This is a genomic window from Aeromonas sp. QDB11 (assembly GCF_027705265.1).
GTDB classification, from domain to species: domain Bacteria; phylum Pseudomonadota; class Gammaproteobacteria; order Enterobacterales; family Aeromonadaceae; genus Aeromonas; species Aeromonas allosaccharophila.
The window spans coordinates 1-532 of sequence record NZ_JAPDBM010000248.1 but is presented as its reverse complement, the minus strand read 5'-3'; the positions used below and the strand labels follow the sequence as shown (position 1 = coordinate 532).

The 532-nt window shown below is 54.5% G+C and carries 1 pseudogene; it reads right to left on the bottom strand.

Annotated features, from left to right (window positions below):
• Positions 1 to 13 precede the first annotated feature (13 nt).
• Positions 14 to 532 (bottom strand): annotated as a pseudogene (locus OKC40_RS22910) (ISAs1-like element ISAs12 family transposase); the annotation flags it as partial.

Here is a 532-nt window from a genome sequence, read left to right as displayed (position 1 = left end):
CGTGAACATTTTGTTAAATTTCACCCAGTTTTTTGAGACCCGCATTGAGTACCGTTTCCAGATATTCACTGCTCATTCCTGCGATTTTTTGCTTCCGTCTTACGCTCGCCTTGCGTGAAGTCTCGGCCCTGAGCATGTTCAGCCCCATGTGCCGGATGCACGCCAAAATCTCTGCGGCATCACCGCGATAAATCGGGCAATCATCCTCGCCCATCGTGACGTCCAGCACCCAGTGCAGGCTATTTTCGATGGCCCAGTGCCCACGCACCGCTCGCGCAAACTCATCCTGCACCAACGCTTTGGAACTGATGAAATAACGCTGCTCTATGGTAATTTTTTGCATATTTTCAACGCGATAGGAGATGGCCACGCCAATGCTGTGCAACTGTTTCCAATGAGGAAACTGGGCGGCCAACTCGCCCGCCGCCATGACATGGTACTCACGACCATCGATGCGGCCATGAGCCTTCTCAAGCGTCATCGTCTCTGCGCATAACGGGGTGGCCGCCAGCGGGGCGAGGGCCTGTCGAAC